Below are 26,485 nucleotides of genomic sequence, written 5' to 3'. Positions count from 1 at the left end.
GTACAGTTTTTTCTGGGAAATAAACAGTCAATTCATTTAAAATCTCTTTCAGTTCACTTGCGCTGGGTCGTTGTGGAGCAGGTAAAAGCATCATAGAAGTAAGATGCTCAAAAATTTCGACTGAAGAAAAATCAGTAGAAAAATTATTCTCTTCCTTTGCTCATAACGCTTTAATAATGCTTTTACTGTTAAGCTTTTTCTGATAGATATCTGCCGATTCTAAATAGGTCATTGCTCGCTTTTCTCTAATTTCTCTACCCACTAAATTATCTGAAAAAAGAAGCGGGGTCAGCGAATTGATTATCTTGTATGTGTGGCTGGGTCACATAACCAGATGAATGGTATGTCCATGACGCCCCTTCTAAAAAAGAATCTACATTCGACAGAGAAGTTTCTCTTCTAACATAACCCTGTGCAGTGAGTGTATCCGTTTATAATGTACTTTCATTATTGGAAAAAGTTTGTATGGGATATTCTCCGGTTAATAAAGATTTCATCGTGACGCCTAAAGACCAAATATCATTTTTATCAGGATTAGGCAAAATTTTACCGGGATGATTTTCAGCGTCTTTTAATAATTCAGGAGAAAGGTAAGTAAGCATCCCTAACTGACTGATGAGTTGATGGGAAAAATGCGCGCATCCAAAATTAGCGAGCAAAAAATTCCCTTTTTTATCTAAAAGAATATTATCTGGCTTAATATCTCCATGAATAATTCCACAATGTGGAATACCTCTATCATCGTTAAAAATATTATTATGTAAAAAATTAAGGGTGTTGACGCTATTTTTCAGTTGATGAAAAAGATTAATTCGCTGCTTCGGGACAAAATTGTTGTAAATAATTTCGGCAGGATTCTAGATCCGTTTCTTTTTTACAAAATAGCAATTCATTTCCAAAAACTCTTTTCTCATCATAAATCGGCAAGCATAGAAAAGCCTTTATTTGATGATAATTTGGATGTTATGTTATAGCATGTTCTATCGTTTTTTCGTTTTGAAAGGAAGAATAAGAACTATCTCCAGTATATTTTTTTATAAAAAAGAGTAAACTGATTCTGACTTTTTGTTTTAACTCCCAAGAATGAACTAGACGCTTGTTGTCCAGATTGAGCAAAACCTATAATTTCTTTGCTATATTGGTTTGGATTTCTTAGCAATTCACAAATAGCTGGCGTCCCACCACCACTTCTATATTTTGAAGAATAAGATTTTTTAATATTAACTGATAATTTTGGCCTTAGCTCAACATTTACAAATGGTCGCAACATACTCCACCCCTATTGGCAAAACAAAAATGTATTTAATATATATTTTATCTTGGCAGGAGTTTATTAAGGAATGATTAAAGTAATTTAGGTTCTTTAGACTCGCTCTAAAATTAAACAAAACACTAAAATAACCCGCACCATAGAGGTGATTGGATTAGGAAAATATGAATTCGATCAGTAAATATAAAGATAACTGATTGTTTGCTTCGCTTATTACGTAAATACGTTTACTACAGTACTAGTAAGATAATAGAAAACTGATAGAGTACGATTGCTAATAATAAAAAAGAATTTAAATAAGAAAATGTTTATACAAAACGACAGGGTTCTTTATGTTTATTGTTACGTTCTCCCGCCTTTTTCTTTATACATTCTCATGATTATAAAAACTCTTTCGTATTTGAATAGTACAGAAACTAGACTTTCACGAAAAGTAAAAAGGGGTGAGAGGTCGTCGTTGCTGAATTGTATTTGCGCATCTTAAATTTTGTTTAACTAGTGAGCTACTTTGTCTACGGAAAACGCGAATCATTACGCCCAAAAATAAACTCGCTTCACGCAACACGCTTTCAGCCAAAACCACCCCTCCGTCACAGACGGATTCTTAGTGGAATATATACCACCGAACGCCATGATTTAACCACGCGATTCTCTCTATACTCGTCAACGATGCACAGGATAACCGGGTTGCTTCATCTTGTTCACGTTATCCTCTTCGCTGTTGGCGTCTTGTTCAACATTCCAATATTTAGAACCTTTATAAGGTTGATGAGGAGAACCTTTTGCCGGTGAAAACGTAGCTTCAAAAATGCTAGCTATTCGCTTTACTCGTTTACTGCTTAATGGATCTCTTTTTTTGATTACAGTCTTAGAAAACTCACTGTTATCGGATGTATTTGGACTTGTTGACGGATTATTTTCGAGCAAAACATGATAGTCAAAAGCTTGAGGGCGTGATGGGCTGCATGAAAAAAAATAGAACTTACTCAAGTCTTTTGCCAATTTTATCGTATTGGTTTCCTCCTTTGTTTTTTTCGTTTCTCCTGTATTTCGGTTAGTTCCTCATTTATTTTCCTTAGGTCATTGAATGCCGGCAATTCATCTTGGCAGATTGATAGATTATGTTTGGGCATGAAAAAACACCTTATCATTTATAAAATAGATTAAATAGAATCTTGTTTAATAACAAAACAAATGGAAGGCTATTTTAATGATTTTTTATTAAGACAATCTTATCTTTTAATACATTTATATATATAAATATAGCTCTTAATTAGAGATAACTTTAATATAAGTAAAATAAATTATTGAATCAGCACTCAATGACTCTTCCCTGACAGGAGCAAGTGAAAATCTTGGGTAGAAATAGCTACCATAAAAGAAATAGTTTATTCATTCCTAAGATGATACACATCGTTATCGTTATATATCGTATCCAAATGTTTATTATCTTCTTGACTCAATTGATACGCTTAAAATATAAAAATTAGAATTTTAACTCTGTTAAAAGACGATAAAGTTGATTTCATTCGATCCACTCAACAATCCTATCCTTTTTATCGATAACAATTAAAACGGTTTAAATAATAAAAAAATCCAACCTGCTAAAGCTAAAAAAGGCCCAAATGGAATCGCTGCCTTAAATTTTAGTTTATTTAGTAAAATTAATACGCTACTCACCAGCAAACCAGAAAAAGCCGCCATACACAAAATAGGCGCTAAGCTAGTCAATACCCAACCAGGCACCAAATACCGCAAATAATTTAAAATCGCCATAACCCATTCCTTCTTTGTGAGTTGCCCAGCGATACAACTTCGCAAGCAGCCATAAACTTAAATAAGCCACCAAGGCACCCAACACGGCAGAAGCGGTCGGCACAAATAGATTGAATGCGTTACAAGAAAGACCTAACCACAGTAAAGGAAAAATGATAATATCCGGTAACCAACCATATTCATAATCAATACCACTTAATACAATCAGCCCCCAAGTTAAAAACAAAGCCACCAGCATCGGGACGGGCCACTCAAACGTATACACGACGGCAAGGGAACTGATCAGAGTAAGCATTTCAATGAGAAAATAACGAATAGGGATTTTTTGTTGACAATACGTACAACGTGCTTTTAACAAAAAATAAGAAAATAGAGGAATTTTTTCAAAAAATCGCAGCGAATGTTGGCACAAAGGACAATGCGAATTCGGCCATAAAAGATAAAGATAACTGATTGTATTTGTCTCTTGATGGCTTAAATACGGTTGCTGAAGGGACTGCAAGATAAGCGGGAGACGATAGACCACAACCGCTAAAAAGCCACTGATCGCTAAGACTAAACAAATCGTCCCTGTCAACAAAATACTTTCCATCTATATGACATTCCCTAACTTAAAAATAGGTAAATACATCGCAATAATAATACTTGAGACAATTAACCCTAGAAAAATAATCAACAAAGGTTCAATGAGCCGAGACAAATTTTCTAAAAAAAAATCGATATTTTCTTCGTATAATTCTGCGATATTCTTAAAAATATCAGCGAGTTTACCGGATAGTTCTCCCAGCCTGATTAAATGAATGACTTCTTCAGGAATAATTCGCTGTGCTTGCAACGCGCCATAAAAATTTTCTCCATTTCTAATCAAATCACAGCTTGTCAAAATCGCTTTTTTAACAATGGACTTTGGACACATTCGGCACTGGCGGATAACGCATCGATTAAAGGCACTCCCGAAGCCAGTGCTAAGGCTAATAATCGAGAAAAACGCGCAATCAGGAGGGTTTGATAAATTTTTTTAAGACCAGAAAGATGAAGAAAAAGAAAATCGCTTTTTATCGTAAGCCAGTGTGTGCGCTTATTTAGAAAAAATAAACCTACCCCCCCTAAACTGAAACCGATACATAGTGTTAAAAAATAGCTTTGAACGAATTCAGAAATGTGAAGCACCACACGAGTTAAAATCGGTAATTGCGCGCCCACTTCGGTAAAAAGTTGCTGAAACTGTGGGACAACCCCGGTCACAAGTAATAAAAAAATAATTCCTGATACAAGTATCACTAACAGTGGATAAAGCATCGCGCCCATTAACTTTTTACGTAACTGTGCGGTTTTTTGGAGGTGTTGGGTAATCCGTAAAAAAATAACGTCAAGAACTGCTGTTTTTTCACCTAAGGCTATCAATTGTTGATGAAAGGGACTATAAAAATTAGGCAATTTATTTAATGCTTCAGTAAAGGAGTAGCCTCGTTCCAAATAAACCCTCAAATGATGAATTTGCTGTTTAAACTGGAGTGTAAAAGGCCCCTTTTCAAGTAAATGTAAACTCTCGATTAGAGGGAGTCCGGCTTTGAGTAAACGTGCCAGTTGCGTATTAAAATTGAGGATATCTTTTCTCTGCCAAGCGAGGTAAAAACAAGCTGTTGTTTTTTGCTAATTTTTTTAAGATAAATACCTTGGCAACGTAAACGATGCTGTATTTTCTGAGGATCGTTTTCAAACGTGTTTCCTTGATAAGATTGACCACCTTTGGAAAAGCCTTGCCAAGTATAAATCGTTATTTTTTAACTATCATGGTCCGATGATTGAAATAGGGTTAGTTTTTAATAATGCGCTTCATCTCAGATAAACTTATTCTTCCTTGCTTGAGTTTTTCTAAAGCAGAGAAATATAATGTTTTCATTCCTTGCGCGAGGGCATGGCGAGTAATTTCTTGAACGCTCACAAAGCTCAAAGATACCGGTACGTCCAGCGTATCCTCCAGTACATTTCTCACAGCCGTGTGCTTTAAAAATAGAGATGAGGCTTACCTCTTGCTCAGTCAGACCCAGCTCAAGTAAAATTGTTCGGGGCAAGGGGTCAATCACTTTACAATGAAGACACAAGCAGCGTGCTAAACGCTGGGCAATCACTAAATACACCGCCGACACAATATTGTAAGCTGGAATACCCATATTTGATAAACGAATTAAGCTTTCTACCGCATTATTCGTATGCAAGGTGGACAAAACTAAATGGCCGGTTTGTGCGGCTTTAATCCCTATTTCAGCGGTTTCCTGATCACGCATTTCGCCGACCATCAAAATATCGGGATCTTGTCTTAAAAAAGCGCGCAAAACCAGCGAAAAATCAAGACCGATCTGTGGATTCACATTCACTTGATTGATCCCCTCTAAATAAATTTCAACCGGATTCTCTACACAAGAAATATTGCGTGTATGATGATTTAAATAAGCCAGCGCGGTGTATAAAGTAATTGTTTTTCCACTTCCGGTGGGTCCGGTTACTAAAATCATGCCATGTGGCGAAGATAAAGCCTCTAAAAAAAAGATTTTTTTGTGTAGAATCCATTCCTAATTGGTCACACGTTAACAAATGCTGATGATTATCTAAAATTCGAATGACTACTTTTTCACCTTGCAGCATGGGACAGGTATTAAGGCGACAATCCACGCGTTGATTTTTTGAGACTCATCAATTGAAAACGACCGTCTTGTGGTAAACGTCGTTCAGCAATATCGAGTTGAGAAAGAATTTTTAAACGTGTAATCAGCCGCGGTGCAAATTGGCGTGCCAACTCCACAACTGGATAAAGAAAACCATCAATTCGAAAGCGAATGTTTACTTGTGACGCAAACGGTTCAAGATGAATATCAGACGCCTGCCGTTCAATCGCGTATTGTAACAAGCGTTGTACATATTCAATCACGACCATTTCATTTTCAATCTCCGCGACTAACGTACGATGCACTTGCATAAAAGCTTGATAAGCACCTTCAGGAGACGATGGATATTGACACAAACTCATCTGGTCTGACTCGGTCAACGCCCCGAAAGAGGACTGAGCCAGTTTAGCAAGATAATTTTTAATTTTTTCGGTTCAACTAAAATTTTTTCGATCACACATCCTGTATAAAAACGCAAACTATCGAGCGCCAGCTGATCGGTTGGATCGAACATCGCTACACCTAATTTTTGGTTTTTTTCCCTACAAGGGAAGGATTTGCCATCTTTGTAAGAAATCCAGATCAAACTTCTGAAGTAACGCCGGCACCGTTTCGATCGTGTCTAAGTCAATAAAAGATAAACACAATCTCTGTGCTAACTGTGACATTAAGTAAAGCGGATCGACACTCGTTTCTTGTAAAAGCGCACGAACCCATGAAATTTGCTGGCGCTTCGCTTCCAGTAACGATCGATGTAATTGCTCTTCCGTGATTTGCTTAGTTTGGAGTAAAGAATGACTTAACTGTTTAATAATTGTATTTTCCACTTCGCCTCTCTTTCCTTAGTGCTAGGTAAAAAATGATTCTAACGTAATTTTCCAAAAAATGCATTGACACATTAAATTTTTAATGTTTAAAATAATCTTGTTTCAGGAAATTATTACGAACACCTTACTGATGTACTCTTTATGGTAAGAAAAAAAAGCATAAGAATACATACTTATCTCATAAAGATTACCATGTATCGTATTTTCCGGAGTTTGCGTGTAAGTCGTGTTATTCTGCTTCTTGTTGGTGGTGAAAGCGGTCTGACGGTAACGACACCATAACCAAACAGTGGTTGATACGAATACATAAGTCAGTAAGGTTTTTTATTTTTTAGTCTTTTGGCTTATTTTCTCATTCCCTCTTCGCTCGCCTTGAGGCATGAATTGTTTTTCAATCCACCGCTAAATTACCACCTCCCCTTCTCTACACTTTGACTTCACTGATATTTTAAAGAATACTCTCCCTCTTGGTGAATAAACATAAAATCAATGCTGATAAGATGCTTAAACAAAATAACTTAGGTCAAACTATCCACATTCGGTATGCTGACTTAGAAACACATACTCATCATTTGACACGTTATTGGGCCTGGCTCTCGGCGTTAGAAAAAGAACGGGCTTTACGTTTAATTGAGCAACAACGCCCCTTGTTTATTGTCAGTCGTGGTTTATTACGTCAACAGCTTGCCGACTATCTGGGTCAGAAGCCTGAATCAATTGTTTTGACAAACACTGCAAGTGGCAAACCATTATTAGGCGGGACAAAAAAATCGTTATTAACCTTCAATCTTTCTCACTCTAAAAATAAAACAGCCTTTATTTTTGCATGGGAACGTCAAGTTGGTATTGATATTGAATATAAATCTCCCCGAAAATGGATTGAAAAAATAGCCGCGCGCTGTTTGTCACGTACAGATTATCAACAATTTACGATAAAAACAGGTCAGGAAAAATTAAACTTTTTTTTCGATTGCTGGGTTGCCCATGAGGCGGCAATTAAAGCGCGCGGTCAATCTTTACTCTCTCCTTCAGGATCGGAGTATTCTGTTCCCTCACTCAACGTAACTGAGTTAAATAAAAAATTCACTATTGTGCCGCTTACATTACATGCCGATTTTGCCGCCGCGGCCGCAATTGAAGCGTATGACCCCTCTGCGACCCCACTTCTCATTCGAGAAATGACTTAAATAAACACACTGTTTATTTAACAAACTCCATCATCATAAAACGAACGACAGTTCTATCGTCTGGCTGCATCTCAAGTAAAGGATAATGGAGGTTTAAGGCTTTTAAATAACGTTTATTCCCATCAAAAATAAGCTGTCTAAAAAGCAAACTGACACCCGAACCTTGCCGGACACGCGCAAAAATAAAATCGCCATTATGTGGCACACAATCGGTATCCAATACAATAATCGAGTTTTTTGAAAAACTGAGGCCCTGAGCCGCTTCCATACAATCATTTTCGACGCGAATTGCAAACGCATCGGGACTCAAACAAACATTTGTAATCACGTAATTGGCATAGGTTTTATTTATCATGGGTGTTAAGTTAATAAAACGCTCCTTAATCTCATGTGGACTCAGCAACGGGGCCTGATAGTAAAGCGGTGCCGCGCCATTAGAGCGATATAAACCCTCTTCTTCTTCACTTAAATGTTCGTGATCAAGCCACCCATGTGGTTTGTTAAACACCTGCTCAATATGGCTCGCGAGTCGATCGCCAATATTTTTAATTGGGCTATTGCCAATTAAGTGGCTAATTTGACTTTGCGAACGGTCTAACCGTTCGGATAAATCCGTAATCCCACCTACGGTACGAGCCAGGTTACGCAAATTTTTACGTCTAATATCTTTTACATTCATTCTAAAGCTTTAACCGAGTATTATTGTTATGACCGAGTAAGTAAAATTATACTCAGAATCTCCTTAAAGAAATGTCAAATAAAGTAATTATTTACTTATTATTTATTACCTTTTTAGGTAAATAATATTTTTTATCTAAATAGAGTTTTATCGAGTTTTTTACGTACCTTAACCCCTTTAAGCTGAACGTATCGTGGCAATCCACCATGATAGCTCGGATAACTTTCGCCTTGAATCAGGGGGAGAAGGTATTCTCGACAACGAGCCGTAATATGAAAGCCATCGGCACTTATAAAATGACGCGGTAATTTTTTTTCTTGATTGGCCACCGCGGATAAAGAAGCCTCACCAATTGTCCATTGATAACGCTTCGTCGGTTTACGTACAATGATCGGCATCACCCCGCTTTTACCACGAATCGCCCATTCAACGCTGTAAATAATCGGGTAATGCCCAATGGTATTTAAACCCGAGTTTCTCCTTAATTTTTTGTGCAATCACCGGGGCAGCACCGCCTAGTTGCTTATTTCCAAAGGCATCGATCCCGCCGGTTTCAGCCAAAAATTGCTGTTCGCTGTTACGAATTCCTTCTGCCAGCACAATCACACAATAGCCATAACGAGCCACTGTTTGTTCAACACGCGCCAAAAAAACGTCCTCTTGAAAAACAATTTCGGGAAATAAAATGATATGCGGAGGCTGGCCTTTCGTTTCCGTTGCTAAACCACTGGCGGCAGCAATCCACCCGGTATGCCGTCCCATCACTTCCATGATAAAAACCTTCGTTGAAGAAGCCGCCATCGAAGCGACATCTAACCCGGCTTCACGCGTTGAAATCGCAACATATTTTGCAACCGAACCAAAACCCGGTGAATTATCCGTAAAAGGCAAATCATTATCGATCGTTTTCGGTAAACCAATGCAAGTCAGCGGATATCCTTGTTTTTTACTAAATACTTCAAGTTTATGGGTGGTATCTTGCGAATCGCCGCCGCCATTATAAAAAAAATAACCGATGTTATGTGCTTTAAATACCTCAAGTAATCGTTGATACTCGGCCTGATTGTCTGCAACGCTTTTTAATTTGTAGCGACAAGAACCAAACGCACCTCCTGGACTAAAACGCAACTGAGCAATCGTTTTTGGGGTTTCTAAACTAGTATCAATTAACTCTTCATTTAATGCCCCCAAAATACCATGACAACCGGCATAGACTTTTGCGATATGCTGTTTATTCCGACGTGCCGTTTCAATGACACCACAAGCGGTTGCATTAATCACTGCGGTGACACCACCCGATTGGGCATAAAACGCGTTTTTATTTGACATGAATCTTCCTCAGATTGGCGAATAAGATAAAAATCGGTTATTTTATTGACGTAAATTTTAGAGCACAAAAAGAAACTGCCATTTATTTCGAAAAGTTTCAACCCTAAATTGCTATCAGTAAACCTTTTTATCAAATAAGATATTAATCATTTATTTTCTCGGACGAGTTTAGGATTCATTATGCAACATGTTCATATACTCGGGATTTGCGGCACCTTTATGGCGGGAATCGCGGCCCTTGCACAAGACTAAAGGGTTTCACGTTTCCGGCTCGGATCGCCAAAGTTATCCGCCGATGAGTGATTTCCTCGCAGCGCGAAACATTGCCTTTACCCAAGGCTATGACGATCTTTCTTTTCTCCATCCTCGTCCGGATCACGTCATTATTGGTAATGCATTAAAACGAGGGGATCCGTGTGTGGAAGCCGTTCTCAATGCAGGGATTCCCTATACTTCTGGGCCGGCTTGGTTAGCCTCTGAGATTTTACCGGGTCGTCGTGTCATTGCCATCGCCGGCACACACGGTAAAACAACGGTTACCAGTTTATTAAGCTGGATACTCGAAGCAGCAGGCTTAAATCCAGGTTTTCTGATTGGTGGGATTCCGGCAAATTTTGAACAATCGGCTCGTTTAGGCCAAGAATATTTTGTCGTCGAAGCGGATGAATACGACACGGCTTTTTTCGATAAACGCCCTAAATTTATGCATTACCGTCCTTATGGCCTCATTTTGACCAATCTTGAGTTCGATCATGCAGATATCTTTCCCGATTTGGTAGCGATTCAATTACAATTTTCTTATTTGCTGCGCACCGTTCCCAGCGCTGGATTTGTGATTGCCCCGCAAAACGAACCCAATTTAGACACGGTATTCGCCAAGGGCTGTTGGACACCCTGGACACGTATCGGCGCGGAGGCAGAGTGGTCTGCACAATGTGACCACGCAGATGGTCGTCAATTTCAAGTATTCTATCAAAATAAGTATCAAGGCACGGTTCACTGGCCACTATTAGGTGAACACAATGTGGCAAATGCATTATCGGCGTTGGCGGCCGCGCAGCATCTTGGACTCTCCTCTGAACAAGCAATCTCTGCGTTAAGTCGCTTTCAGGGCGTAAAACGTCGTCTTGAGCACTACATAACCATTCGAGACATTCATATTTATGATGATTTTGCGCACCATCCCACGGCGATTCGAACGACTTTAGCCGGTCTACGTCAACATATCGGTCCACAAAACAGGATCTTAGTTTTATTACAGTGTGGGACACATACCATGCGTAGTCACCAGCATCGTGCCACGCTCAGACCGGCTTTACAAATTGCTGACCACGTGTGGATTCTGAGTCCCCAATCGGATTGGGAGATTGACTTATGTTTAGAACAAACTTCTATTCCCATTCACATCGCTGACTCGATTGCCATGTTAACCAAACAGCTCGCCGAAACAGCGCAACCCGGCGATTATATTGTCATTATGAGCAATCAAAGCTTGGATGCGGTGCACAAAGCATTAGTTGATAATTTAAACGGGTGCCCATTGCGTGTCTAAACCATTCAGTCCAGATCAAGTCCTGCGCCGGGCACTCGCTTTAGCACGCGTCCACCGTGGTTTTTGCGCGCCGAATCCCTGTGTCGGGGCGGTGCTCGTTCAGAAGGGGCAACTCATTGCTGAAGGTGCGCACCAAGGGAGTGGCTCACCGCATGCTGAAGCCGTGGCGTTAGGGTCTTTAACCTTAGAACAAACTCAAGGGGCAACATTGTATATCACCTTGCAACCGTGCTGTCATACCAATAAAAAAACGCCTCCTTGCACACAGCTGATTATTGATAAAAAATTAGCTCAGGTGGTGTATGCCTTTCAAGATCCAAATCCCGCTGTCGGGACAACCGCCGATGCCATTTTACAACAAGCTGGTATTCCCTGTATTTATCACCCACTCCCTGAAATCCATGCATTCTACGCCAGCTACGCTTGGGTCACCGCTAAAATCGCTTTAAGCCTAGATGGAAAAATAACGCTCCGGCCAGGAGAGCGAACCCACTTAACCGGACCAGAAGCCGCACAATTTACCCATCAGCAACGCCAACAGGCAGACGCCTTATTCACTACCGCGCGCACGATTTTGGCCGATGATCCAAAGATGAATATTCGACTCGGCACTCTGGTGCAGAGTAAACCGCTTTATGTGTTAGATCGATTACTCACCGTTCCGTTGTCCGCACAAATTTTCCGTACTGCAAAACAGGTGACGCTTTTTCATCAAGCGGATCTCCCTGCAGCGAAAAAAACAACCTATTTACAAAAAGGGGTCCGCCTGATTCCAATTCCTGATGATGACACAGGATTAAAACTCCTCTGCGTTTTACAGCAAATTGGACGCGATGGGCACCACGATTTATGGGTTGAAAGTGGCGCACGCTGCTTTACTCAACTCGCTCAGGCGAATCTCCTCCAACGCGCATTAGTTTATGTCGCACCCCTTTGCTTAGGATCGACCGCCCAAACGGCCTTTGAACAACCACTTTTCGATCGAGCACAACTGTCGCGGCCTCCTGACGTGTTCGGCCACGATGTTTGCTTTACGTTTGATTGGCCGCTTCCATCCAAATAAGGGTATAATGAGCCGTCTCTATTCCCAGATAATGATAAAAACATGAGTCAAATTACGATACAACGTGCATTAGAGGATCTCCGTCAAGGGAAGATGATTATCTTATTCGACCATGAAAATCGTGAAAATGAAGGGGATTTAGTGCTTGCCGCAGAGAAAGTCACTCCAGAAGCGATTAATTTCATGGCTCAACATGCACGTGGCTTGATTTGCTTGGCGTTGACTGAACAAGACATTGCACGTCTACAGTTGCCAATGATGGTCGAATCCTCCACAAACCCCTTTAAAACGGCATTTACTGTCTCAATTGAAGCGGCACGTGGCGTTACCACCGGCATTTCTGCAGCCGACCGCGCCAAAACCATCCAAGTTGCCGTTGACCCAAATAGTACCGCCGAAGATCTCGTCAGACCAGGCCATATTTTCCCATTACGCGCCCGCAAAGGCGGGGTATTGCAAAGGATGGGGCAAACGGAAGGTGGCACCGATTTAGCCCGTTTAGCCGGATTAAGGCCCGCTGCGGTGATTTGTGAAATTATGAATCCAGATGGAACGATGGCGCGCTTTGCGGAACTACAACGCTTTGCAGAACAACATCAACTCTGTCTATTATCAATTCGTGATTTAATTAATTATCGTCTGAAACACGAATCACTTGTCGAGGAAGTGGCAGGCATTCCTTTGCCCACCGAAACGTACGGTGATTTAACGCTACAATTATTTCAAAGTTCGTTAGATCAACATCATCACTTAGCGATCAGCAACCCGATTCTGCGTGATCCGAATCAACCGCCTTTAGTTCGCCTGCATTCTGAATGCTTTACCGGCGATATTTTTGGTTCAGCACGCTGTGGTGGAATTGGTTTGGTCAATAAACTCAAAGCGTATGCTCTGCAAGATCAAGGACTCGATACGGTCGAAGCGAATCAACGTTTAGGTTTTGGGAGTGACGAACGAGATTATTGGATTGGCGCACAGATTCTTCGCAAATTAAATCTCCTAAACATCCGTCTGATGACGAATAACCCACAAAAAATAGCCGATTTAACGCAACAAGGCATTGTCGTTGCCGAACGAGTCCCACTTATCGCACAGCCAAATCCAACAAATTGTGCATATTTAAAAACCAAAAAAGAAAAGCTGGGACATTTACTCGATCAATAGGTCATTATGAACACTCTGTTAGAAATTAAAAGTCAAGCCATTGATTTTTCAATGCGCCAATCTCCTTGTCATTTAGCGATAGTAGTCAGTCGTTTTAACGAAGAAATTACCGAAGCCTTGTTACACTCTGCGCAAGCGCGCTTAACTGAACTGCAGTTTCCAAACGGCTGGCTCACCCTGGTACGTGTGCCGGGCGCAATTGAAATAGGAATCACGGCGCAACAACTTGCTTTAACAGGCAGGTATCATGCCCTAATTTGTTTAGGTGCTGTGATTCGTGGTGAAACCAGTCATTATGATTATGTTTGCCAACAAGTCAGCGATGCGTGTCAACAAATTGCTTTACAACAAAAAATTCCGGCCACTGAGAATGAAGAACAAGCGTTTGCTAGAATAAACAAGGGTGCCGAAGCAGTAAACGTTGCTTTAGAAATGATTTCGATTTTGTCACAAATTCGCGGCTAGAAAATAAAAATTAAGGGAAAAAACTTCCCTTAATTTGAAGAAATATATTTTTCGCGGCGAATGGCTTCTGAAGGAAAATGATGTTGGGCTATCAACAAAGTAAATACTTCATCGACCATATTTGGATTCCCGCACAAGTAAACAATATCTTGCTCAGGATTCGGTATTAACTCTGCAAACGCATTGCCCACATAACCACGATGCTCGTGTTTTGCTAAAAGATTCTCTAGCGGGACGCGGCTGTAATAGGCGCGAAATTCAAACCATGGGTGCTGAGCAGCAAACGCTAGAAACTCATCTCGATATAACAAATCATCGGCGACACGCACGCCGAGTAATAAGACTACCTTAAAATTTGGCGTTTTGACAAGCGTTCGGCCAATTCAGACAGCATACTTCGATAAGGCGTCACCCCGGTGCCGGTGGCCACAAAAATATATCGTTGTGGTTGTTCATCACGTAAAATTAAACGCCCAAAAGGCCCGGTCGCTTTAATCGACTCGCCTTTTTGCAAACCAAAAAGTAACTCACTGGCCGCACCTTGCGGAACATAAGACGCCGCAAACTCAATTTGGTCGCTGGGTTGATGTGTACTATTAGCAATACTATAGCTTCGCCGTAACACTTTTTGTGCGGTCGGAATATGCAAGGTGATAAATTGTCCAGGGATAAAAGCAAATGCCTCGCCTTCTTTCCGACGAAATCGAAAATGTTTCACTGCTGGGGCAATGTTATGACTCTCTTCGAAAGTCAATATAAATTCTTTTCTATTCATAATCGAGCTAGTCTAATCAGCTAAAAGGCTTTCGTCAAAAAATTTACGCTAGAAAATACAGGATTACACTAATTTTTGCTAAATTCTTCAACGATTACACTGATTTTATTACGCTTAAATCAATAGTTTTTCAGAGAAACCACTTTGTTTTAAAAACATCTGCCGATAGGATATTCATTGGTCCGATTATCGACAGATTTTTCCTTCTCCTGTGTGGGCTTCAGAGAATCGGGTAGTGACCAAAAAGAAGCGCTGCTAGAAGAGACGCGCGATCCGTTATCTTCCAGCTTTCGCTCTGCTAAAACCTGCACAGTAGTTATGGATGCACCTTCTTGCTGTTGCTGTTTTGATGGATTGATGTCCACTGTATCCAGTTTAGGCTCATTGGACAAATATTCGCCTGAAGAGACACTGGATGCGACAGAGGTGTTTTCTTCCAACGAACTTTGTTCGAGTTCTCGTGATTCAGGCAAGATCAAATGAAAATGCTCTATAAAAAAGTTTAGTACCAACTCAGCAATAACTTTATGAACGGATTCAGCAGGATGTAAATCATCCCAAAAATAACATGTTCAGTCGGATAATGTTTCTTTAGTAACTCTAAGGAGTCCAGTTAGAACAAGATCTTTTTTAAAATGTTTTTTATACTTTTCTATTGAATATACAATAATACTTGTCGCTAGATCATCATGCAGACCTTTTCCTGAAACCAGCGGAAATACTTTTAAATCACTTTTCGAGCTCAATTTTTTTTCAACCCATGCTTCTTGAAAAGGGGTAAGAATAAGGTTTATAACTGAATTATCCTCTGGAACAAATTGCCCTTCTTTCACTATTTGCAAATTGTAGCAATTCTTTTTCTTCGAATCAGGAATTAAAATAATTGCATTTTTTCCTGTGAGTGTTCGGCCAACTCTTCGTTTGTCAACGGTTCGGTGGCATACAAAATGGCACAACCAACCGTTAAGTTATATTTCTCAGGATAATTAAGAATATCTTTAAACTTTTCAGCAATGTTTAGGGTATGCACATTGGCGTTGAGACCCGCCTTAGCAATCACTTCTCCGAGTATATGACCCGCTTTAACTCGGCGATTCGGTTCTATATGAATCGGCTTTTTTCCTCGTTTGGAAGGAAAATTTGCTGTTCTTTTTTATTATTCAATACGTATTCTACAGATAACCGCTTCTCATCACGCTCTACATATTTCCCTTTTTCTATAAAATAAATTTGGCGTACTTTCCCTTCCCCAACAAAAACAATGGCTTCTTGATTGTTTTGATCTTGCACAACATCAAAATCTTTCTCTGATTTCAATGAGTAAATCGAACAATTTGAAAAATCAATATATTTATTTTTTTTAGCTAATTCTTTAATTTTTTCACTATAACTCTTACAAAGTGCTGCAATCTTCGCTTTATCCTCTGGTGACTTATTAGCAAATCTTGGGGTACAACTAATATCTGGCAACTCAAAAATAAGAAATTCGTGGGCATGATTATCTTTATGGAGCCATAATGATTGATATTCAGGTCGACTCACTTTATCAATGAGCAATTGATTACTTTTAATCAGTCGCTCAACACAGGCTTCATCCATGTTATTTAGTGTCACCAGATCATTTGCTCCACCCCAATTAATCACTAAGTCCTCAGGGGTGAATTTATTATTCTTTTTAAGGTAATCGACCTGATCCTGAATACTTCCAAGAAAAAAGCTCATAAAAAAAGATTTTATTCGCTTTAGAAAATCATGAAAACTTCTGTACTTGTTAAGCGTCGCACCGCCTTCCGCTTCGTTTTCAACTAAAGGTTTTTCGATAATTCGGCTAGGTCGGGGAATGTCTTCTTGGAGCTTCTTTAATTTTTCTTGGAAATAAACGGCCCAAACATTCGCATCCGTAAACTCTCCATAGTTTGATTTATGCAAAAACCAACGACAAGCAAGGAATGAAACCAAAAAATTTTTCTTTATACTTTCTTCCGGTATCACTTAAGCTATCACCGACGATTTTTATTGCCGTAATTCTCGGTGTTAGTTGTTTACTTTTCAGGTCGCTAGAATCGCTATCTAAAGGTAATTGCTCAGTTTCATGCTTTTTCTTATTATGGCTTGGCATAGCTTAAAACATTATTTCATTAAAATAATGTTTTAATTTATCCCAGAAGAATCATTAAGACAAGATAAAAATATACATTCCTAATTCTTTCGTTAACTTAAACTTAATCAGTCTATACAACAATTAGGATCGTTTTTTTCTGATTACGCAGTTAATAGAATGAGAGATAATAATTTGCTGTTCAGATGAAACCATAGCAATGGACCGTCTTTCAGACGGTTCCTATTTCATTGTGAATCGACTTTCAAATAAGTCGATTGAGCCATTTAATCGCACGGAGAAAGGGAATCGATAGTTTTTCTTATTTGGTAAAAATAGTCAAATAAAGTCTCAACCATACTTCATTTTTTATGCCATGAATGATTCGTGACTGAATATCTTTTATTCGTTTTTTTAAAAAATTAATCAATTTCAGGTAATATCTTAATTCTTATTTGCTAATAAGCGCTTGGGTCATCGACTTAATTAAGTACAAGTATGTACACAATTTTATTTATAGGCTTATTAATATAGAGAATTGAGTTTCTATATACCTCTTTCATGTAAGAGTGATATAATGATAGATTTTTTAGGAAGAAGCAGCATGTCTTTTCCTAAAAAATTGAAACTTCTATTGCTAAAAATCTATTCTTTGATTTATTAATCAGAAAATCATATTATTGACTCATCAAATGTTATATTTGATCAATACTATTTTTATTCTTTACCATTGAATGGTTATTCTTATCGAGTCACACTAACTTATGAAATAAATCTACTTTTAAATATTCACTTATCTTATAAATAAGATTTAGCTGTTTAAGTAAGTATTTAATATAAGAAATAAGTTAAAAAGTTAACATTATTTAATGTAAAAGGTTATACTTACTCAAGTTTATGTTACCATTCAACAAAATTTTACTTACTATAAAAATAAGGTGTGAGCATATGAAAAACGCAGAAAACGTATGTAAATTTGGATTCGTAAAAAGTCAAGTCAATGCACTAGAAGGAAAGGAATCAAATCAAATTGAAAACGATGCAGAAAAGGTATGCAAGCAGGGATTTGTAAAAAAACAACTCGATAAGATAGAAAGAGGGCAACAAAGTCAAAATGACTCTAATACATCAATGACAATAAATTTTTTGACTACAAGAGGAATATTTGAGAAAGAACAAACTAATCATCAATCTATTGAAGGAAGAATAACTGGTAAAACTATGTCTAAAGATTAGGAATTTTTTACATAGCAACCAATTTGCTTCAGGAGTCTCAGGGCATTCTTAATCATAAAAAAAGTAAACCAGAAAAGTTAATGGCTATACTTGATTACCGAAATCAATTTTTCAACTTATATTAATCTTAGTCACGTATTATTTTAGGAAGAAAAATACGTGGCACTTTATCTTTGAAATGTTGGAGAGTTGATTTATAAATATTTATATTCTGATGACATTATTAAGCAATACAAGAGGCTTGAATTTGATTACTTCTCTTACGATTTGAGACATTAACCACTTCAAATCGTTCTTCAATCTAGACAACTAAGATTAAAAACTTTAACTACCAAAAAAATGAGAGATTTTATGAAAATATTCATAAAATAAAATGAATACGCACTGAAATACACGTGAATAAGCCAATGATGTATACACCATTCCTCACAATTAATTCATAAAAATATATTGACAAACACACATAATTTTTAATTTTGTGTTATATTCTTCCATCTTTTTAAAATAGAAATATAATATTATATGCGTATAACTTTCGCGCTCATGCCTAGCCCAGTTAAAGTACTTTTCGAAGTAGACTACTGCTAATCAACGTATTAATTCGACTCAATAGAATGCTCAGCATAATTATTTCAGAAACATTATAATTTCCAGTATAAAAAATAACTTATTTTTTTCAAAAATTAAAAAAATATTGATTAATTTAACATATTAACTCTTTTTTATAATACGCTACTGAACAGACAATCTGCTTATTTTTTAATAAAAAATAAGCAGATTGTCTTTAATATTTGATTTTTTCGTGTTGAGAACGATGTTACTTACGATATATAACCCACTAAATTAGTGAGTTATACTAGGGGGAACTACTAACAGTTAGTATATTCTGATCAAAATTTTTGGAATTAGAAGGATTTACAGGTGGAAACAACGATGCACTTAATAAACTTTTAAGATCTCTGACCGGTAGATAATTGTAAAATAGTTCATGTTTTACATCAGAATTTAAAGCTATTCTTCCTGGATTTGATAATAAATTTAATTTATCTAATAAAGAAAAATAGTTAACTTTCTTTTCTATACTCGATTCCATTTGTTTAAAAAACTTAACAAAGAAAGAAGATATTCCATCAAAATGTTGGGCAGCAATGGCGGCTTGAGTAAGATCATTCAAAGTTTTCAATGTAAGTGATTCCATTAACTGAGCATTATTCTGATTGAAATGAAGTTCATTAAAAGAAATAGAAATACCTTTATTATAAAAATAATTATTAATTTGCTTGAAGTCGTTATCAACTTGATTCCAAAAACTCGATAATCGCTCATTAGATTGAACATTGGAGTTCTTTTCCTGACTTGGATTCCTCCATAAAGTGGCTATAATTAGTATCATCGATGTAACAATATGACCTTGTTTGACTGCTAAATCTAGAGCGGTGCTAGCACAATATTGACGCAAATTAATATCCGCTCCGTGCTTTAAAAGTAGCTCCACTATCTGAAAATCACCTTTTTTAGCTGCAAAATGTAGAGGTGTTTCACAATAATTATAAGTTATTGCATTGACATCCGCTCCGTGCTTTAAAAGTAGATCTACTATCTGAAAATCACCTTTTCTAGCTGCAAAATGTAGGGGTGTTTCACTATAATTATAAGTTATTGCATTAACATCCGCTCCGTGCTTTAAAAGTAGCTCCACTATCTCAAAATAACCTTTTTCCACTACAATATGCAGAAGTGTTTCATTAAAAACACCTATAGTTACATTAACATCAGCTCTGTATTTTAAAAGTAGCTCTACTGTATCACAGTAGCCGTTTTCCGAGGCTAAAAGCAAAGGGGTTGCCTCAGAACCTGAGAGTCCAGTTGCATTGACATCCACTCCATGCCTTAAAAGTAATTCTACAATATCGGTATAGCCTTTTTCAGAAACAAAATGTAGGAGAGATTGAAGATTCTGTATTTTAAGTAAATTGTCATCATCAGCCTCATACCTAAGAAGTAACGCGACTACGTCAGTGTAGTTTTTTTCAGAAGCAAAATATAGAGCTTTTACAAGATTATTTCTATCTACAATTGAAAAAACATTCGCTTTACTATTTAAAAGTAGTTCTATGATTTCAGCAAGAGTAAAACCTTTTTCAGTCGACTTTGGAAAAGATGTCGCTTTAAAATAATCTGTCAGATTAACTTTAAAGACATATTTCATAACAAATTTTAATAACTTATTATGATCTCCAGCAATAGCCCTATCTAAAACAATCTCTTTTAATTGACGAATAAGCTTCATAAATATTATTTCCTAATTTATTATTAGGACTAGTATACAAAATTTATAGTATTAAGTAATTTTTTGAAAAAAATATGCTACCATACTATCCGTGTTTTTTGATGGCATATATTTTTTAAACAAACTGACAGATCAAAATTAATTAACTTTTATTTATTAAGTTAGAGATGCTTAACGGAAGCGACGTATCAATTATTTTATACTAAAAACAGGCAGCATACCAAAATAAGAACTCATTCGATAGAGCCATAAGTTTCTTGGAGCCAAGTTGAATATATCCGTTTCTGGTTTATTAGTAACTAACTAAAGTGACTCAAACAGACACTGAATATTTCGCTGAGGAACATCAATCCAGTGTTATGTTTAAATTCGTTAAAATTTTAAAAACTGTTCATAATGAATCTTCTACTATTTTAAAATAATGATCTTCTGATCAATATCTAAGCGCAACAATGAGATCTTTTTTAGAAGAAAACTACACAGGTTATCGCATTCTATTTTAAACGTTCACTACCCATCCAAATAAAAGCGTATATCTAGATTTAACGCAAACTACTGTTCGCTAAATCCATATAATTTCTACCTATAATAGAAAAAAAATAGATAGCAGAGCACCCTCCCACTTTTAATAATATTCACAATCTCTATTGCTTATTCTGAACTAAGCTTGTTAATCATAAAAGTACGTCAATTGACATCTTGGTCAATTCATATCAGATAAAGTCCGGCCTGTTAATCGATCTCTAATACTTAATCAAAGGATAAGTAAATTTTTTTAAATCTTTTCTATAGTATTCAATGTTCGTTCAAAGTGTGTTTCAGCGAATAAGTTTTTTTATAAACCTTGTGCTATCAGTTTAACTTCATTGTGTAACCCCACCCTTTCATTCCTAGATAAAAAACAATACACTTCTAAAAATAAGTCATAAGGCAGCCAAATAAACATAAAAAGCACTTAATAAAAATGAATTGCTAGAAAAATAATGATAAAAAAACTCTACCATGTAAATGAAGAGTATAAAAATGAACACACTCACCCATTGATAGAACCTGAGGAGCCTTCCAATCTCTATCAAATATACAGTAATTTTACTGATAAAAAACAGGCTTATTACAAGAATAAAATCTAATACAGAAATCATGCCATACATGATAGCGTAATTTAAATACTTCTTGCAGTTGCAAAATATTTTTAGAACTTTTAACAACCTATGTTTATGGCCTAACAAACTATCAAAATTATTGATAAATAACCGTTTAGAGCTAACCAGTTTCGAAAACAAACAAAAAACCAGGAGTTAACACTTATTTTAGATAAAAATCTAACAAATAAAATTAGTGAACAAATAATCTGTTTTAATGAATTTAGATCTGAATGATAGATAAGATTTAATTAAATTAATATTCTATTAATAATGATGATTTGATTAAGATTAAGTTTTTATCTATTTTTCAATTTCTAGTTAACTACCGTCAATTTCTAGTTAACTACCGTTGTATGCGAATGGTTTTATTTTCACCTATGATCGTAATGCCGCTTGCTCCAAAAAGCCATTGTATATAAGATTGTAAGCGATTAGTTAATGAGAAAATCGGAAGTTTCACTCATGAAAAAGCTTACTCATGAAGAAAAAACAGTTATTTTATATAAAGGAACCGAGCGCCCGTTTACTGGAAAATATGTTACTCACCACGCCTCAGGCTATTATGTTTGTAAACAATGTGGTGCAACCTTGTATCCGTCTACAGCTAAATTTAATGCCGATTGTGGATGGCCGAGTTTCGATGACGCCATCCCCTGCGCAGTCAAACAACAACTCGATCCAGATGGTCAACGGATTGAAATCCTATGTGCACATTGCCATGGCCATCTCGGCCATCTTTTTAAAGGAGAAGGGTTGACCTCTAAGAATGTACGATACTGTGTCAATTCAATTGCCCTCGATTTTATTTCCAAAGATGCGGCACTTAACCCACTGGTGGTACCGACGGAAATTGCTATTTTCGCAGGTGGCTGTTTTTGGGGCGTAGAATATCTGATGCAACAGCAACCGGGAGTACTTTCTGCAACATCCGGTTATATGGGAGGCATCGTACCCAATCCTACTTACTCGATTGTGTGTCATCAAAAAACAGGGCATGCTGAAGTGGTACAAGTCATTTTTGATCCCAAAAAAACTACTTATAAAACGCTCGCAAAGTATTTTTTGAAATTCATGATCCTACCCAAAGTAATGGGCAAGGTCCTGATCTGGGCGAACAATATCGTTCAGTGATTTTTTATACTCAACCAGAACAAAAAAAAATCGCTGCACAACTGATTGAGCATTTAAAAGCAAACGGGTTCGCTGTGGTAACACAAATCAAACCAGCGACCACTTTTTGGCCGGCTGAAGAATACCATCAAGATTATTATGAAAAAAAAGGCGGCTTACCGTATTGCCATACGTATACAAAACGTTTTTAGAAGCCGGGGTACTTCCTTGCCGTTGAATGGATAGCCACCCTAGCCTTTTTATATATCAATAGTGCGCTGAATCCTCTTTCCTTCATTTTGTGCTGATAAACCAGAAAAGATACCAAACTTTATTGAACAGCAATCAACCGCTTCTTCGCGGATTCACTGTCTTGTTGAATCTGTTGGCGTAACGCTTCAAGCGAGTCGAAGCGTTTTTCATCACGAATCTTGTCAACAAATTCAACTTCAATTCTTTTTCCATAAAGATCATCATTAAAATCGAATAAATGAACCTCTAGTAACATTTTATTACCGGATACCGTCGGTCGCGATCCACAATTGGCGACACCCAAATAGGACGCACCTAACCCATGAATACGGACGGCAAACACACCAGATAACGGAACTACTTGCCGCTTAAGCGCCAAGTTTGCGGTCGGGAAACCAAGCAACCGACCGCGCTGATCACCACGAATGACCCGGCCACTGAATTGAAAAGGGCGCGTCAGTAATTGTGTCGCCAAATTGAAATTGCCTTGCCGAAGCGCCTCGCGAACCCATGAACTACCAATCCGTTTTCCAGCAAAATAAGTAGTGGGCGTCGCTTCTAAAATAAAATGATAACGCTGTGCCCAGTTTTGTAACTGCGTATAATCCCCTTGACGTCCTTTACCAAATCGAAAATCATCGCCAACAATCAAACAAGTAATCCCTAAGCGTTTAACGAGAATATCGACGACAAACTCTTCAGCACTGAGCGCAACGATTTTTCTAAAAGGTAAACACAATACCCGGTCTACCCCGAGTTGACGAAAAATAGCGATCTTTTCACACAAGCGCATTAATCGAGCCGGTGCCTTTTCTTTAAGAAAAAATTCTTGGGGATGCGGTTCAAAAAGAATAATACAAGTCGGTAATTTTTGTTGTGCACCCTGTTGTTGTAAACGATGAATCACCGCCAAATGTCCCTGGTGAACACCATCAAAATTACCAATCGTTGCGACACAGGGTTGATGGGCTAAAGTGAGATGAGCTAATCCGCGAATCAATTCTGTCATGGAATCGCCCTGAGATCGGCCCATCGTAATCCACTGATCCACAAGCAAGTTAAATATAAAACCAATCCACCACTCCCTAATAGAAAAAGATGTAAAAACCGCTCGAGTCCATTCCAAGCAAACCAAATCGGTGTGGCCGCCGTCGCCCAAAATAAAAAGACACTCAACACGCCATTTGCTAAACATAAACGCGCGGTAAAGGCACGCCATCCGGCTTGCCATTGAAAAATAACGCCGTATTCGTAAGCCTCTGAGCAGTAAAATCACATTGATCCAAGCCGATAATGAACTCGCTAAGGCAAGCCCCGCATGCTTGAGTGTGCCAATCAACAAAAGACTGAATAATAGATTCGCGCCTAATGCCAACACACCAATTTGCACAGGCGTGCGAAGATTGTGCTGCGCATAGAATGCCGCGGCCAAAACTTTAATAAACATAAACGCTTGTAATCCAAGCGCATAGGCCATCACACTTTGTTGCGTCATGAGGACATCATGAACCCCAAATTTTCCATAATGCAGTAAAGTGATAATGATTGGCTGTGCTAATAACACTAAACACAATGAGGCGGGCAGCCCCACCAATAAGTTACAACGTAATCCCCAATTCAACGTACTGGAAAAACCTTCGGTACTTTGCATCGCGTGTTGGCGAGAAAGATGCGGTAAAATTACGGTACTTAACGCCACCCCAAACACACCCAAAGGGAAATAAGCCAATCTATCGGAATAATACAGCCAGGTGACACTTCCAGCCACCAAAAAAGAAGCCAGCACTGTGTTCAGTAACAATCCAATTTGGACCACTGAAGCACCAAACAAGGCCGGTAACATCCGTTTTAATACGGCACGTACACCGGAATTACGCCAGTCAAAACGAAGCCATTGTAAAAAGCCCATCCGCTTTAAAAAAGGCAATTGAAAACCTAATTGTAAAAAACCGGCAATGAATACACCAACCGCTTGAGCGGTCACCGGAACAACAAAATAGCGTGTTAACCATAACGCACTGACGATCAAACAAATATTTAATAACGCGGGCGTAAATGCAGGCACCCAAAATTGGCCATAATTATTGAGTGTCGCGCCAACAAACGCAGTTAATGAAATCAACATCAAATACGGAAAAGTCCATTTCAGTAAGGTATTCGCTAATTCAAAACGATAGGGATCCAGACCGGGAGCAAATACTGTAATCAACCCTTGACTTCCCAAAACACCGATAAGCGTAATAAGCAATAAAATTAAACCCAACACCCCACTCATATTCGCAATAAAACATTTCACTTCGTCCGATGTTTTTGTTTGTTTATACATCGCCAGTGTCGGTACAAATGCACTTGAAAAAGAGCCTTCAGCAAATAAACTGCGCATAAAGTTAGGAATTTTAAATGCAATTAAAAACGCATCGACGGCGGCGGTGGCGCCAAAAATTTTTGCGGTGATAATATCGCGGACAAACCCTAAATTCGTGAAATCAAGGTCATTGATGCCACAGTGGATGTCGATTTAAATAAGGCGTTACTCATTTGTTGTATTCTCTAACCACGTTTCAACAATCAACTGCGCCGCCACACTATCTACCGCTTTTTTTTGTAACGCGCGAATCCCCCCGACTGAAAAAAGACGGGCGCGCGCTTCCACTGTGGTGAGACGTTCATCGACAGCAAAAACAGGTAATTTAAAGCGCTCGGTTAATGCGTCTAAAAATTGGCGTGCCAATTGTGTAATGGGTTGCTCTGTACCATCCATATTGAGTGGCATACCGACCACTAATACCGCAGGACGCCACTCTCGAATTAACTTGGCAATTTCTTCCCAAGGAATCTCCTCTTTGATGACCAACTGCGAGAGTGGGTGTGCCATCACTGGCTCGGTACTACCCACCGCAATACCAATGTATTTAACACCGAAATCAAAACCTAAAACTGTTTTACTTTTACGCACAACCACCACGATAAGCCAGTTTATGAATATCCACGCCCAAACTCTGCATCGCAGTTTGCCAGCGTTCATGTAACGGGACATCAAATAAAATAGAAGGCGTTGCCGGAACGGTCAACCAAGTATTCTCAATAATTTCTTTTTCAATTTGACCCGGAACCCAACTGGCATAACCTAACGAAAAAATAAATTTTTCAGGCCCTTCTTGTCGAGCGATTGCTTGTAAAATATCATTAGAGGCGGTAATACAAACCTCATTACTCAAGTTAAAACTCGATTGCCATTTTGTCCCGGGTCGATGAAGCACAAATCCACGCTCAGGATGAACAGGTCCACCACAAAGAACCGGATAATCGTCATACAACTCATTAATATCCGTCATGCCTTCAATAAATATTTTGAGTATTTCAGAAAGATTTGCGCGCAAAGATTGCAGGGGTTGATTGACAACAATCCCGACCGCGCCCCGATCACTATGCTCACAAATATACACAACAGAACGATTAAAATATGTATCCGTAATACCGGGCATTGCAATCAAAAAATGATTGGTTAAAAAATCATTTGTCGGTCCCATCATCCTTTCTCGTTGAAGTAATTGTTTATTATTTATCATAGCATTCCCTATTTTCTCATCCTAGCCTGACC

General features: G+C 38.2%; 29 protein-coding genes and 2 pseudogenes. 7 read left to right on the top strand and 24 right to left on the bottom strand.

Going from position 1 to position 26,485, the window contains the following annotated elements:
- Positions 1-431 precede the first annotated feature (431 nt).
- The 11 genes from S3O_RS16590 to S3O_RS0107020 form a co-directional block, all read right to left on the bottom strand.
- Positions 432-794: a protein kinase domain-containing protein gene (locus S3O_RS16590; protein ID WP_268869463.1), complete on the bottom strand. Its 363-nt coding sequence runs from the start codon at positions 792-794 to the stop codon at positions 432-434.
- 221 nt (positions 795-1,015) lie between these two features.
- A complete protein-coding gene (locus tag S3O_RS0107060) occupies positions 1,016-1,270 on the bottom strand; it encodes a hypothetical protein (protein ID WP_010598385.1) in 255 nt (84 codons plus the stop codon).
- A 663-nt stretch (positions 1,271-1,933) separates the two neighbouring features.
- On the bottom strand, positions 1,934-2,272 hold the full coding sequence (locus S3O_RS0107055; protein WP_010598384.1) for a hypothetical protein: 339 nt from the start codon (positions 2,270-2,272) through the stop codon (positions 1,934-1,936).
- 567 nt (positions 2,273-2,839) lie between these two features.
- Positions 2,840-2,974 carry a hypothetical protein gene (locus tag S3O_RS19740; protein ID WP_268869446.1) on the bottom strand — a complete coding sequence of 45 codons (135 nt, stop codon included), beginning with the start codon at positions 2,972-2,974 and terminating at the stop codon, positions 2,840-2,842.
- 19 nt (positions 2,975-2,993) lie between these two features.
- On the bottom strand, positions 2,994-3,638 hold the full coding sequence (locus S3O_RS14255) for a prepilin peptidase (RefSeq protein WP_010598383.1): 645 nt from the start codon (positions 3,636-3,638) through the stop codon (positions 2,994-2,996).
- A complete protein-coding gene (locus S3O_RS0107045) occupies positions 3,639-3,914 on the bottom strand; it encodes a type II secretion system F family protein (RefSeq protein WP_192805911.1) in 276 nt (91 codons plus the stop codon).
- An 11-nt stretch (positions 3,915-3,925) separates the two neighbouring features.
- On the bottom strand, positions 3,926-4,633 hold the full coding sequence (locus tag S3O_RS0107040; protein ID WP_268869462.1) for a type II secretion system F family protein: 708 nt from the start codon (positions 4,631-4,633) through the stop codon (positions 3,926-3,928).
- Between the two features lie 254 nt (positions 4,634-4,887).
- Positions 4,888-5,598 (bottom strand): GspE/PulE family protein, encoded by a 711-nt coding sequence (locus S3O_RS19735; protein ID WP_268869461.1) that lies wholly within the window; start codon positions 5,596-5,598, stop codon positions 4,888-4,890.
- 104 nt (positions 5,599-5,702) lie between these two features.
- Positions 5,703-6,074, bottom strand: a complete 372-nt coding sequence (locus tag S3O_RS19730) for an ATPase, T2SS/T4P/T4SS family (RefSeq protein ID WP_029463705.1) — start codon at positions 6,072-6,074, stop codon at positions 5,703-5,705.
- A gap of 14 nt (positions 6,075-6,088) precedes the next feature.
- Positions 6,089-6,226 (bottom strand): hypothetical protein, encoded by a 138-nt coding sequence (locus tag S3O_RS17390; RefSeq protein ID WP_010598377.1) that lies wholly within the window; start codon positions 6,224-6,226, stop codon positions 6,089-6,091.
- 28 nt (positions 6,227-6,254) lie between these two features.
- Positions 6,255-6,539 (bottom strand): hypothetical protein, encoded by a 285-nt coding sequence (locus S3O_RS0107020; RefSeq protein ID WP_010598376.1) that lies wholly within the window; start codon positions 6,537-6,539, stop codon positions 6,255-6,257.
- A gap of 500 nt (positions 6,540-7,039) precedes the next feature.
- Between S3O_RS0107020 and S3O_RS15675 the strand changes: the two genes are divergently transcribed.
- Complete coding sequence (locus tag S3O_RS15675) at positions 7,040-7,726, top strand: 4'-phosphopantetheinyl transferase family protein (RefSeq protein WP_156792810.1); 687 nt, start codon at positions 7,040-7,042, stop codon at positions 7,724-7,726.
- A 13-nt stretch (positions 7,727-7,739) separates the two neighbouring features.
- On the opposite strand, the gene S3O_RS0107010 is transcribed toward S3O_RS15675, so the two are convergent.
- The gene (locus tag S3O_RS0107010; RefSeq protein WP_010598374.1) at positions 7,740-8,405 is read right to left on the bottom strand and encodes a S24 family peptidase; all 666 of its coding nucleotides are present in this window, start codon (positions 8,403-8,405) and stop codon (positions 7,740-7,742) included.
- Positions 8,406-8,536: 131 nt separating this feature from the next.
- Positions 8,537-9,734: pseudogene (locus S3O_RS14245) on the bottom strand (6-phosphofructokinase).
- Between the two features lie 187 nt (positions 9,735-9,921).
- On the opposite strand from S3O_RS14245, the gene mpl reads away from it, so the two are divergent.
- From mpl to ribH, 4 genes are read left to right on the top strand one after another with little or no spacing between them, the layout of a single operon-like run.
- Entirely contained in the window at positions 9,922-11,286 is a 1,365-nt protein-coding gene (gene mpl, locus S3O_RS14240) for a UDP-N-acetylmuramate:L-alanyl-gamma-D-glutamyl-meso-diaminopimelate ligase (RefSeq protein ID WP_010598371.1), read from the top strand.
- Positions 11,279-12,349, top strand: a complete 1,071-nt coding sequence (gene ribD, locus S3O_RS15670) for a bifunctional diaminohydroxyphosphoribosylaminopyrimidine deaminase/5-amino-6-(5-phosphoribosylamino)uracil reductase RibD (protein ID WP_010598370.1) — start codon at positions 11,279-11,281, stop codon at positions 12,347-12,349. Before mpl ends, ribD begins: the two co-directional genes overlap by 8 nt.
- A 42-nt stretch (positions 12,350-12,391) precedes the next feature.
- Complete coding sequence (gene ribB / locus S3O_RS0106990) at positions 12,392-13,513, top strand: 3,4-dihydroxy-2-butanone-4-phosphate synthase (RefSeq protein WP_010598369.1); 1,122 nt, start codon at positions 12,392-12,394, stop codon at positions 13,511-13,513.
- Between the two features lie 51 nt (positions 13,514-13,564).
- Complete coding sequence (gene ribH / locus S3O_RS0106985) at positions 13,565-13,978, top strand: 6,7-dimethyl-8-ribityllumazine synthase (protein ID WP_029463704.1); 414 nt, start codon at positions 13,565-13,567, stop codon at positions 13,976-13,978.
- Between the two features lie 29 nt (positions 13,979-14,007).
- On the opposite strand, the gene S3O_RS18925 is transcribed toward ribH, so the two are convergent.
- From S3O_RS18925 to S3O_RS0106955, 7 genes are all read right to left on the bottom strand, one after another.
- Positions 14,008-14,307, bottom strand: coding sequence for a ferredoxin reductase domain-containing protein (locus S3O_RS18925; protein ID WP_235776213.1), 300 nt, complete (start codon positions 14,305-14,307; stop codon positions 14,008-14,010).
- A 14-nt stretch (positions 14,308-14,321) separates the two neighbouring features.
- Positions 14,322-14,696, bottom strand: coding sequence for an FAD-binding oxidoreductase (locus tag S3O_RS18920; RefSeq protein ID WP_235776212.1), 375 nt, complete (start codon positions 14,694-14,696; stop codon positions 14,322-14,324).
- Positions 14,697-14,902: 206 nt separating this feature from the next.
- Positions 14,903-15,226 carry a hypothetical protein gene (locus S3O_RS0106975; protein ID WP_010598367.1) on the bottom strand — a complete coding sequence of 108 codons (324 nt, stop codon included), beginning with the start codon at positions 15,224-15,226 and terminating at the stop codon, positions 14,903-14,905.
- A 99-nt stretch (positions 15,227-15,325) separates the two neighbouring features.
- Positions 15,326-15,586 carry a hypothetical protein gene (locus tag S3O_RS0106970; protein WP_156792808.1) on the bottom strand — a complete coding sequence of 87 codons (261 nt, stop codon included), beginning with the start codon at positions 15,584-15,586 and terminating at the stop codon, positions 15,326-15,328.
- A 41-nt stretch (positions 15,587-15,627) separates the two neighbouring features.
- Entirely contained in the window at positions 15,628-15,813 is a 186-nt protein-coding gene (locus tag S3O_RS0106965; protein WP_010598365.1) for a hypothetical protein, read from the bottom strand.
- Positions 15,814-15,854: 41 nt separating this feature from the next.
- Positions 15,855-16,712 (bottom strand): SGNH/GDSL hydrolase family protein, encoded by an 858-nt coding sequence (locus S3O_RS0106960; protein ID WP_192805909.1) that lies wholly within the window; start codon positions 16,710-16,712, stop codon positions 15,855-15,857.
- Positions 16,675-16,872 carry a hypothetical protein gene (locus tag S3O_RS0106955; protein WP_029463702.1) on the bottom strand — a complete coding sequence of 66 codons (198 nt, stop codon included), beginning with the start codon at positions 16,870-16,872 and terminating at the stop codon, positions 16,675-16,677. Before S3O_RS0106955 ends, S3O_RS0106960 begins: the two co-directional genes overlap by 38 nt.
- A gap of 927 nt (positions 16,873-17,799) precedes the next feature.
- Here S3O_RS0106955 and S3O_RS0106950 point away from each other — a divergent pair.
- Positions 17,800-18,087 (top strand): hypothetical protein, encoded by a 288-nt coding sequence (locus S3O_RS0106950; RefSeq protein ID WP_029463701.1) that lies wholly within the window; start codon positions 17,800-17,802, stop codon positions 18,085-18,087.
- A gap of 856 nt (positions 18,088-18,943) precedes the next feature.
- On the opposite strand, the gene S3O_RS15665 is transcribed toward S3O_RS0106950, so the two are convergent.
- Positions 18,944-20,377 carry an ankyrin repeat domain-containing protein gene (locus S3O_RS15665; protein ID WP_010598362.1) on the bottom strand — a complete coding sequence of 478 codons (1,434 nt, stop codon included), beginning with the start codon at positions 20,375-20,377 and terminating at the stop codon, positions 18,944-18,946.
- Between the two features lie 1,607 nt (positions 20,378-21,984).
- Here S3O_RS15665 and S3O_RS14230 point away from each other — a divergent pair.
- Positions 21,985-22,844 (top strand): annotated as a pseudogene (locus S3O_RS14230) (bifunctional methionine sulfoxide reductase B/A protein).
- Between the two features lie 119 nt (positions 22,845-22,963).
- Here the strand turns inward: S3O_RS14230 and ribF are convergent.
- The 3 genes from ribF to S3O_RS0106915 form a co-directional block, all read right to left on the bottom strand.
- On the bottom strand, positions 22,964-25,327 hold the full coding sequence (gene ribF, locus S3O_RS18915; protein ID WP_235776234.1) for a bifunctional riboflavin kinase/FAD synthetase: 2,364 nt from the start codon (positions 25,325-25,327) through the stop codon (positions 22,964-22,966).
- An 87-nt stretch (positions 25,328-25,414) separates the two neighbouring features.
- On the bottom strand, positions 25,415-25,840 hold the full coding sequence (gene ruvX / locus S3O_RS0106920) for a Holliday junction resolvase RuvX (RefSeq protein ID WP_033227470.1): 426 nt from the start codon (positions 25,838-25,840) through the stop codon (positions 25,415-25,417).
- Positions 25,833-26,453: a YqgE/AlgH family protein gene (locus S3O_RS0106915; protein ID WP_010598359.1), complete on the bottom strand. Its 621-nt coding sequence runs from the start codon at positions 26,451-26,453 to the stop codon at positions 25,833-25,835. The genes ruvX and S3O_RS0106915 overlap by 8 nt, the downstream gene beginning before the upstream one ends.
- Positions 26,454-26,485 lie beyond the last annotated feature (32 nt).

Origin of the sequence: Rickettsiella massiliensis 20B, assembly GCF_000257395.1 — a bacterium.
In the GTDB taxonomy this organism is placed as follows: domain Bacteria; phylum Pseudomonadota; class Gammaproteobacteria; order Diplorickettsiales; family Diplorickettsiaceae; genus Diplorickettsia; species Diplorickettsia massiliensis.
Note: the sequence above shows the minus strand (reverse complement) of the source record. Positions and strands in the feature narration are given on the sequence as shown.

What these genes read in the sequence shown, in the direction of transcription:
- S3O_RS0107060 (WP_010598385.1), bottom strand. Translation starts at nt 1,270, where the DNA reads ATGTTGCGACCATTTGTAAATGTTGAGCTAAGGCCAAAATTATCAGTT.
- S3O_RS19740 (WP_268869446.1), bottom strand. Translation starts at nt 2,974, where the DNA reads ATGGCGGCTTTTTCTGGTTTGCTGGTGAGTAGCGTATTAATTTTACTA.
- S3O_RS14255 (WP_010598383.1), bottom strand. Translation starts at nt 3,638, where the DNA reads ATGGAAAGTATTTTGTTGACAGGGACGATTTGTTTAGTCTTAGCGATC.
- S3O_RS19730 (WP_029463705.1), bottom strand. Translation starts at nt 6,074, where the DNA reads ATGAGTTTGTGTCAATATCCATCGTCTCCTGAAGGTGCTTATCAAGCT.
- S3O_RS17390 (WP_010598377.1), bottom strand. Translation starts at nt 6,226, where the DNA reads ATGTTCGATCCAACCGATCAGCTGGCGCTCGATAGTTTGCGTTTTTAT.
- S3O_RS15675 (WP_156792810.1), top strand. Translation starts at nt 7,040, where the DNA reads ATGCTTAAACAAAATAACTTAGGTCAAACTATCCACATTCGGTATGCT.
- S3O_RS0107010 (WP_010598374.1), bottom strand. Translation starts at nt 8,405, where the DNA reads ATGAATGTAAAAGATATTAGACGTAAAAATTTGCGTAACCTGGCTCGT.
- mpl (WP_010598371.1), top strand. Translation starts at nt 9,922, where the DNA reads ATGTTCATATACTCGGGATTTGCGGCACCTTTATGGCGGGAATCGCGG.
- ribB (WP_010598369.1), top strand. Translation starts at nt 12,392, where the DNA reads ATGAGTCAAATTACGATACAACGTGCATTAGAGGATCTCCGTCAAGGG.
- ribH (WP_029463704.1), top strand. Translation starts at nt 13,565, where the DNA reads ATGCGCCAATCTCCTTGTCATTTAGCGATAGTAGTCAGTCGTTTTAAC.
- S3O_RS0106955 (WP_029463702.1), bottom strand. Translation starts at nt 16,872, where the DNA reads ATGCCAAGCCATAATAAGAAAAAGCATGAAACTGAGCAATTACCTTTA.
- S3O_RS0106950 (WP_029463701.1), top strand. Translation starts at nt 17,800, where the DNA reads ATGAAAAACGCAGAAAACGTATGTAAATTTGGATTCGTAAAAAGTCAA.
- S3O_RS15665 (WP_010598362.1), bottom strand. Translation starts at nt 20,377, where the DNA reads ATGAAGCTTATTCGTCAATTAAAAGAGATTGTTTTAGATAGGGCTATT.
- S3O_RS0106915 (WP_010598359.1), bottom strand. Translation starts at nt 26,453, where the DNA reads ATGATAAATAATAAACAATTACTTCAACGAGAAAGGATGATGGGACCG.